This is a genomic window from Rugamonas violacea, assembly GCF_016461825.1.
GTDB lineage: Bacteria > Pseudomonadota > Gammaproteobacteria > Burkholderiales > Burkholderiaceae_D > Rugamonas.
In genome coordinates, this window is the sequence record NZ_JAEMNU010000108.1 from 1 (window position 1) to 8218 (window position 8218).

Below are 8218 nucleotides of genomic sequence, written 5' to 3' on the forward strand. Positions count from 1 at the left end.
AGTCGCTGCAGGAGGAGACACCGCCGGCGGGATGGAAAGTGGATTTGGCCATGCGATATGCCAGCCACCATCAGAAAATGGTGTTGATCGACTATGAAATGCCGGAGAGGGCGATCGGCTATGTGATGGGGCACAATTCCATCACCGACTTTTGGGATACCGAAGAGCACAGGTTCCGCGATATCCGCCGTGAGCGTTTCTATTCGATGGACCATGTGGCCTTGCAGAAGGCGGCGTGGAAGGAAGGTCAGCGCTTCGATTCGCCTTATTGCGCCGGTTATGCGCCGACCGAGCAAGAGCGGGTGTTCAAGGAGCGTCTGGTCCAGTCGTATATTGAAAAGCATAGCCGCGTCACCAAGCCTTACCAGGACGTTTCCTGTCGCTTGCACGGACCGATACTCTACGACCTGAATCATAATTTCTGCCAGGCCTGGCAGGAATCGACCTATCCCAGCGCCACTTTCGAAAAGTACTACTGGCTCATCAAGGCGGCATCGCTGGTCGTTCCCGCCTTGTTGAATGAGAAAGTCCGGGATTCAGTGTTCAAGGCCAAGGTGGACCCGAACCACGCGGAAATGGATTCCGATTTCATCGCGCGGCGCAACAAGATACCGTTGAAAGCTTTTAACTTGGCGAGTGACAGGCACAGCGTTCAGTTATTGCGCACCCAGCCTTTGCACGGGGAGAAGGCCATCAAGGAGTGTTACGCCAACTTGACGCGGCAAACGACGCACTACATGTTCATTCAGAACCAATATATCCAGTATCAGGACTGGGCCGACCATCTGATCGGATGCGTGGGGCGTTTGCGCAGCGCGGGCTATCTCATGCCGATGTATGTCTTCCTGCTCACCTCGAGCCCGGAAAGCGACGGCATGGACAGGCCGACCTACAGCGTGGCCAGCAAGGTTGGCATGAGCGAGACCATGAGGGTGGAGCACGAGGAGGCGGTGGCGAAGGCGCGCAAGAATAAAATCAAGCCCCCAATATCCGTGGCTGAGCTGGCCGACCAAGGCATCAATGTCGTCATGGGCTCGCTTTGGACTTGCGCAAACATCAAAGGCAAGTTGACGCCGACTGATTACGAGGAAATCTACATCCACGCCAAGGTGGCGATTGTGGACGATGCGGCGTTCACCATTGGTTCGGCCAACCTGAACCTGCGCAGCATGGCGCTGGACAGCGAGCTCAACGTATTGAGCCAGGCGAAGGATGTGGCGTATCAACTGCGCGCCGATTTGTTCAGCCAGTGTACCGGGAATGCGGGGCCGGCTCAGTTTGGGGACATGCTTGAAACCTTTCAGCATTGGAAAAGCTTTCAAACTGACAATGATGCTCTCAAGAAGAGAGGCGCGCGATTGCAAAATCAGTTGATGCCGTTCCATGTGGACCGTAAGCCAGGCTCGACCGTGGTCTAGCGATGAGCCGCTCGCCGATACGCTGGATCTATTCCTTCGCTCTGCTGGCCATTCTTGCCGCAGGCAGTTATTTCCTCATCGACTATTTACAGGAGAGAGCCTTGCATGCCTTACCTTATGGATATAAGAAATTCAATTTATCCGACCCGCCACCCGCATGCGGTCGCTGGAAGGCGCATATGCCTGCCACCCGCGACCCAGCGACTTATCGTCTCTATATCGAAGCGCGCAATGTATGGCGCAGTAAGATTGCATGGCAATTCACCCATGAAGAGGCCATGCGGATACTTACCGACGTTCGCAAGGCCGCCGACCTCGGGGACTGGGGCGCGCGCGCGTTGATGTCTCATTTCTATCTTTACGGGCTGGGGGTACTTGAATCCAATCATGTGCTTGATGCCGACCCCGATAAGGCGGTCGAAATCGCCCGCATGGCGGCCAAGGAATTGCAACCTTGGGGGGTATATGACTTAGGTGTCGCTTACGAGCACGGCTATGGTGGAGCGCACTACGATGTCGACCTGGCCTGGGCATATTATCTAAAGGCAGCGGAACTCGGCAGTCCGGAAGCGCAGATGACGTTGGCCAGCGCCTATGCTCATGAAGGCCGGTTGAACGATGAGGAAACCATGGTTCAGTGCGCATACCAGCAGGGACACGGTGCGGCGGCTTTTGCGTTGGGGGTGGATAGGCGGGTATCCAAAAAATTCGAGGATTCCGCTAAGTATTTTCAGGAAGGTGTGAAATTCGGCAGTGAGGATTGTGCCTCAGCACTTAAACAACTATTCGATACGGGTTATTGGGTAACCACCGCTGAGGAAGATAAGCCCGCCTTGGCGGCCTTGGGCGTCCGGGCAGACCTCGAACGCAGCAACCGGTATAGCATTATTTACGACACCTTGAAAATCAATCCAGACCTTAAATTAGGCCGGCTAGACAAGGTATTGCCCCTTCCACCAGCGAAATTGCCAGAGTGGTCTGGCGTTGACGACGCGGTCGAGCCGGAGTCGAAAGGTCCACCTACATACTGAAACGATCAGATGTGCGTTTTGATGTGCCATTCAGGAGGATTGTATGTCCTTGAAAATCATCACCGTCGGCGACTCGACCGACCACGGCGGCAAGGTCATCAGCGGCTCGCCGAGGCACGATGTCGGCGGCAAGGCGATTGCGCGTCTTGGCGACGACGTGTTCTGTCCGCAGCTCTACCCTGGCGGCAAACCTCATGGCGTCAATAAAATCACGAGCGCCCACGAAACGCTCACCGCAGGCGGTATTCCGGTCGCTGTCGAGGGCTGCACGACGGCGTGTGGCTGCAAGCTCATTGGCAAGGCTAACGCCACCGTTGGATAGCGACCGTCCACGCGAACAACTTGTTCGACGGCGGCAGGCAGCGATTTTCAATGTTCGCGACCAAAAAAAAGCCGCTCAGTCTTAACTGAACGGCATTTCGTTTCGCGGTGGTTTTGTCCTGCCGGCCGAGGCCGGGCGCGGCGGGCTTACAAGCCGGCGATTTCGGTTTTGACCTTGTCGGCGCTGGCGACGGTGTTGTCCTTCGGCGCGGCCGGGGCGGGCGCTGCGGCCATCATTGGCGTGGTGGTCGGCACTTTTTTGCCGGCGGAGACTTGCTTGAGGCGCTGGTACTCGGCCAGCACGCGCGAGCCGTAGCCGTCGTCGTGTGCGAAGGCGGCGGCACCGACATAGGTTTTCAGGCCGGCTTCGACCGAACCGCCACGGGTCACGTAATCCTTCAGGATCAAGGAGCCGACGCGGATGTTGGCGACCGGATTGAGCGCCGCTTGCACGCCGCCCATTTCCTGGAACTTGTCGTGGTGTATCTTGGACATGACTTGCATCAGGCCTTGGGCGCCGACCGGGCTTTCGGCGAACGGGTTCAGGCCCGATTCGATCGCCATCACGGCCAGGATCAGCAGCGGGTCGAGTTTGATTTCACGTGCCGTCAGGTAAGCGGTCGAGACCAGCATATTGGCGGCGTCGCCGGCCACGCGGTAGCGCTTGGACAGCCAGGAGGTGACCCATTGTTGTTGCTTCTGGGTGCCCAGCAGGGCCTTCTCTTCGGCGCTCAGCGGCGCGGTGGCGGCCGGCGAGGCCGGCGCGTCCATCAGGGCCGACAGCGGCGGCGCCGTGACGACGGCCACTTCGGCGGCCGGCTCCGGTGCGAGGGTCTTGGACAATTGCTTGACCAGGTCGGGGCGGAGAAACAATACTGCGATGACGACGAGTGCCGAAATACCAAAAATTGTCAGTGTGTGTTGTGCTGTCGTCAGCACCCCACGTGCCGATACGCGCGACGTGGCAAACCACGTGGCTGGCTGGCGGGCCAATTGCTGGGCAAGCTGAGTTGCGCCATTGAAACGATTAGTCATGGAAGTCCCCTGAAATGTCCGTAAAAAGCGAGTCCCTGCCGCGCTAAACGCAGCCAATGGAGTGCCAATGCCGTGCATCAGAAATATCATCGTCCGTCGCCGCTGGGAGCGCGCGTTGGACGCCGTCATTGCTTGCTTGAGCAGATCTTTCCCTGTGGTATTTGATCAGTCGCAATACAACTTTTTTCGGGGGTAAGGCAGACGCCTTTTGAAAACACTCCTTAAAATGTCATGTGGAGCCCCGGCTCCGTGAATGAATGAGTGACAGTCAATATGTGGTCGAAAGACCATGTCCTCTTCAAGTAGGGCAAATTGTAGAAGCCGTTTTATATCAAGTCAATACTAACGAATCCATCTGTTATTACTTTTAAATCTAGCTTTTTTGCTTGCATTGCGCGTAAAACCAATAAAATCAATCACTTGACCCAGATTTCTCAGCCACGCCGTTCACTGCCACAAAAATTAAAAAAAACATGAAATATTCAGATTTACGAGATTTTATTTCTCAACTGCAACGAATGGGCGAACTTAAGCCCATTTTATTGCCGGTTTCCCCCCATTTAGAGATGACCGAGGTCTGCGACCGCACTTTGCGCGCCGGTGGACCGGCTCTGCTGTTCCAAAATCCGACCGGCCACAACATGCCGGTGCTGGCCAATCTGTTCGGCACGCCGCGCCGGGTGGCGCTGGGCATGGGTGCCGAGGACGTCAGCGAACTGCGCAAGATCGGCCATGTGCTGGCCCGCTTGAAAGAGCCGGAGCCGCCGAAGGGGTTCAAGGATCTGCTGGGCCTGGGCTCGCTGGTCAAGGCGGTGTGGGACATGTCGCCCAAGGAAATGCGTGGCGCGCCCTGTCAGGAGATCGTTTGGGAGGGCCAGGACGTCGACCTGTCGCGTTTGCCGATCCAGCACTGCTGGCCCGGCGACGTCGCCCCGCTGATCACCTGGGGCCTGGTGATCACCAAGGGACCTAATAAGAAGCGGCAAAACCTGGGCATTTACCGCCAGCAGGTGCTCGGTCCTAATAAGGTGATCATGCGCTGGCTGGCGCACCGGGGCGGGGCGCTGGACTTCCGCGAGCACGCCGTGCAGAGCAAGGGCCAGCCGTATCCGATCTGCGTGGCGCTGGGCGCCGACCCGGCCACCATCCTGGGCGCCGTGACGCCGGTGCCGGACAGCCTGTCCGAGTACCAGTTCGCCGGCCTGCTGCGCGGCAGCCGCACCGAGCTGGTCAAGGCGATCGGCAGCGAGCTGCGGGTGCCGGCCTCGGCCGAGATCGTGCTGGAGGGACATATCTATCCCGACGCCAACCATCCGTCCGGCTACGAGCACGCGATGGAAGGGCCGTACGGCGACCACACCGGCTATTACAACGAGCAGGATTCCTTCCCGGTGTTCACCATCGACCGCATCACCATGCGGCGCGACCCGATCTACCACTCGACCTACACCGGCAAGCCGCCCGACGAGCCGGCCGTGTTGGGCTTGGCGCTGAACGAGGTGTTCATTCCCTTGCTGCAAAAGCAATTCAGCGAGATCACCGACTTCTATCTGCCGCCCGAGGGTTGCAGCTACCGCATGGCGGTGGTGCAGATCAAGAAGCAGTACGCCGGCCACGCCAAGCGGGTGATGTTCGGCGTGTGGAGCTTCCTGCGCCAGTTCATGTATACCAAGTTCATCGTCGTGGTCGACGAGGACGTCAACATCCGCGACTGGAAGGAGGTGATCTGGGCCATCACCACCCGCGTCGACCCGACCCGCGACACCACCTTGGTCGACAACACGCCGATCGATTATCTGGACTTCGCCTCGCCCGTCAGCGGTCTGGGCAGCAAGATGGGCATCGACGCCACCAACAAATGGCCGGGCGAAACCAACCGGGAGTGGGGCACCACCATCGCCATGACGCCGCAGGTCAAGGCCAGGGTCGACCAGATCTGGCAGGAGCTGGGACTGTAATTTGCGCGGCGATCGCCGGGCCGGCACGGCACTTCCCACGAAGTCGCCAGGTCGGTTATAATTGCCCTCGGCGGGCCCCTGCGCATTGTGGCACGGCTAACCTGGTCAGGTCGGGAACGAAGCAGCCACGGCTGTTACCCACGAGTGCCGCAGATCAGGCTCGCCTCCTTCGGGAATTCATACAAAAAAAGCTGCCTAGGCAGCTTTTGTTGTTTCCGGACTTATTTCCTCTTGCTTCTACTTGCTGTCCGTTTCGAGCTCCACCTCGCGTGGCCGCTCCGACAGCACCATCAGCGGATTCTCCTTGATCAGCGCGTCGTCCGGCTTGAGCCAGATTTCGTTGCGGGCGTCGCTGCTGTATTGTTTGACGCCGTTGTGCGCCTGGATCGTCAGTTGGGCCGGCTTGGCGAATTTGAACACCAGCGACTTGATCGATGGCGCGAACAGGCTCAGCGCGCCGGCCACCTGTTTGATCGCCGCGTTGGCCTGCGGCACGCCGCCCATCGCGCTGGCGTAGCTCCATTGCTGGCCCTCGGGCAGCACGGCGTTCATGCCGAAGCCGATGGCCGCCTTCTCGCCCTTGGGCATCTGGGTCCAGATTCTGGCGTCCTCGCTGACCCATTTGGCCACCGGCACCATGGTCAGGCGGCCGTCGGCCGTCACCGGCAACGCCGTGCGGCCGCCGGAGTGGACCACGGTCAGCGCCATGTCGGTCGGCTTGATCGCCTTGTTGCTCGGCGCGAAGGTGATGTAGACGGCCACCTTGTCGCGCTCGGCGGCGGGCAGGGCGTAGAACTTGTCGAAGTGGGTCGCCTCCAGCAGTTTTTTATACGAGATCCATTCGCGCTCCTCGGCGGCCATGGCGGAGAAGGACAGGGGCAGCAGGGCCAGCAATGCAAGTTTTTTCATTTTTGTCATGTTGAAATAAAATTAAATTGTAGGTGATCCACCAGCCCCGCGCTATGCCATATCCACCACGGCTCTTGGGCCAATCTTCAGGTTCGCCATGCTAAAGGGCAGCGTTGCCGCCAGCGGCCGGCGTGGTCCGGCGCCGCCCGGCAGCGGCGCAAGTTAGCCAAGCTCGTGCCAGCTTGTTACAATTGCCGTTTTTACGCATCCGGCGCAGTTTGCCAAGGCACTTGCGCGCAGCCGCGCAGGATTGACCGCTCCACCCGCTATCTACGGTAAAATCTCAGCATGTCCTATCAAGTCCTCGCCCGTAAATACCGCCCCAAGAATTTCGAAACGCTCGTCGGCCAGGAGCACGTCGTGCGCGCGTTGACGCACGCCTTGCACAGCGGCCGCCTGCACCACGCCTATTTGTTCACCGGAACACGCGGGGTGGGCAAGACCACGTTGTCGCGCATCCTGGCCAAATCGCTCAACTGCATCGGCCCGGACGGCAACGGCGGCATCACCGCCACGCCCTGCGGCGTGTGCGAGGCCTGCACGGCGATCGACGCCGGCCGCTTCGTCGACTATATAGAGATGGACGCGGCGTCGAACCGTGGCGTCGACGAGATGGCGCAGTTGCTGGAGCAGGCGGTGTACGCGCCGTCCAACGCCCGCTTCAAGGTCTATATGATCGATGAGGTGCACATGCTGACCAACCACGCCTTCAACTCGATGCTGAAGACGCTGGAGGAACCGCCCGAGCACGTCAAGTTCATCCTGGCCACCACCGACCCGCAAAAGATTCCCGTGACGGTGTTGTCGCGTTGCCTGCAGTTCAACCTGAAGCAGATGCCGCCCGGCCACATTATCAGCCACCTGGACAATATTCTCGGCCAGGAAGGCATCACCTTCGAACAGCCGGCCCTGCGCCTGTTGGCCCAGGGCGCGCACGGTTCGATGCGCGATGCGCTGTCGCTGACCGACCAGGCCATCGCCTACGCCGCCGGCGAGGTGACGCTGGACGCGGTGCAGGGCATGCTGGGCGCGCTCGACCAGTCTTACCTGGTGCGTCTGCTCGACGCCTTGGCGCAGCAGGACGGCGCCGACTTGCTGGCCGTGGCCGACGAGATGGCCGCCCGCAGCCTGTCCTACAACGGCGCGCTGCAGGACTTGGGCACCTTGTTGCACCGTATCGCGCTGGCGCAGACCGTGCCGGCCGCGCTGCCGGCCGACCTGCCGGAATACGCCGACATCGTGCGCCTGGCCGCCGCCTTCGACGCCGAGGAAGTGCAACTGTATTACCAGATCGCCGTGCACGGCCGCAACGAGCTGGGCCTGGCGCCCGACGAGTACGCCGGTTTCACCATGACGCTGCTGCGCATGCTGGCCTTTCGGCCCGGCGTAGGCGGCGCCGAGGGTGTGCCGGCCGCCGCGCCGATGGCGGCCCGTCCGGCCGCCGCCGCGCGCGCCGCCGCCATGCCGCCGGCCCGAGCCGCCAGCCATGTCGCCGCCAGCCACGCCACCGTGACGCCGCCGGCCGTGGTGGCCGGCGCCGCCGCCG

The 8218-nt window shown here is 60.3% G+C and carries 7 protein-coding genes and 1 other RNA gene; 6 read left to right on the top strand and 2 right to left on the bottom strand.

Going from position 1 to position 8218, the window contains the following annotated elements; all coding sequences use genetic code 11:
- The 3 genes from H7U20_RS19650 to H7U20_RS19660 all read left to right on the top strand — a co-directional run.
- A partial coding sequence (locus H7U20_RS19650; protein WP_199760838.1) for a phospholipase D-like domain-containing protein occupies window positions 1-1418 on the top strand: 1418 nt, incomplete at its 5' end.
- A gap of 2 nt (window positions 1419-1420) precedes the next feature.
- Window positions 1421-2449, top strand: coding sequence for an SEL1-like repeat protein (locus H7U20_RS19655; RefSeq protein WP_233410921.1), 1029 nt, complete (start codon window positions 1421-1423; stop codon window positions 2447-2449).
- 43 nt (window positions 2450-2492) lie between these two features.
- On the top strand, window positions 2493-2771 hold the full coding sequence (locus H7U20_RS19660; protein ID WP_199760839.1) for a PAAR domain-containing protein: 279 nt from the start codon (window positions 2493-2495) through the stop codon (window positions 2769-2771).
- 146 nt (window positions 2772-2917) lie between these two features.
- Here H7U20_RS19660 and H7U20_RS19665 read toward each other — a convergent pair whose 3' ends face one another.
- A complete protein-coding gene (locus H7U20_RS19665; RefSeq protein ID WP_199760844.1) occupies window positions 2918-3805 on the bottom strand; it encodes a lytic transglycosylase domain-containing protein in 888 nt (295 codons plus the stop codon).
- 473 nt (window positions 3806-4278) lie between these two features.
- Between H7U20_RS19665 and ubiD the strand changes: the two genes are divergently transcribed.
- Together ubiD and ffs are read left to right on the top strand one after the other, a co-directional pair.
- Entirely contained in the window at window positions 4279-5763 is a 1485-nt protein-coding gene (gene ubiD, locus H7U20_RS19670) for a 4-hydroxy-3-polyprenylbenzoate decarboxylase (protein ID WP_199760840.1), read from the top strand.
- A 69-nt stretch (window positions 5764-5832) separates the two neighbouring features.
- Window positions 5833-5931, top strand: an RNA gene (gene ffs / locus H7U20_RS19675) — signal recognition particle sRNA small type.
- A 69-nt stretch (window positions 5932-6000) separates the two neighbouring features.
- Here the strand turns inward: ffs and H7U20_RS19680 are convergent.
- Complete coding sequence (locus H7U20_RS19680; RefSeq protein ID WP_199760841.1) at window positions 6001-6672, bottom strand: DUF2987 domain-containing protein; 672 nt, start codon at window positions 6670-6672, stop codon at window positions 6001-6003.
- A gap of 288 nt (window positions 6673-6960) precedes the next feature.
- On the opposite strand from H7U20_RS19680, the gene dnaX reads away from it, so the two are divergent.
- Window positions 6961-8218 (top strand): DNA polymerase III subunit gamma/tau (dnaX, locus tag H7U20_RS19685; protein WP_199760842.1); only part of this gene is annotated, 1258 nt, incomplete at its 3' end.

Bases quoted from the DNA above. Each gene is read 5' to 3' on its own strand.
- H7U20_RS19680 (WP_199760841.1), bottom strand. From the start codon at position 6,672: ATGAAAAAACTTGCATTGCTGGCCCTGCTGCCCCTGTCCTTCTCCGCC.
- ubiD (WP_199760840.1), top strand. From the start codon at position 4,279: ATGAAATATTCAGATTTACGAGATTTTATTTCTCAACTGCAACGAATG.
- H7U20_RS19665 (WP_199760844.1), bottom strand. From the start codon at position 3,805: ATGACTAATCGTTTCAATGGCGCAACTCAGCTTGCCCAGCAATTGGCC.
- H7U20_RS19660 (WP_199760839.1), top strand. From the start codon at position 2,493: ATGTCCTTGAAAATCATCACCGTCGGCGACTCGACCGACCACGGCGGC.
- H7U20_RS19655 (WP_233410921.1), top strand. From the start codon at position 1,421: ATGAGCCGCTCGCCGATACGCTGGATCTATTCCTTCGCTCTGCTGGCC.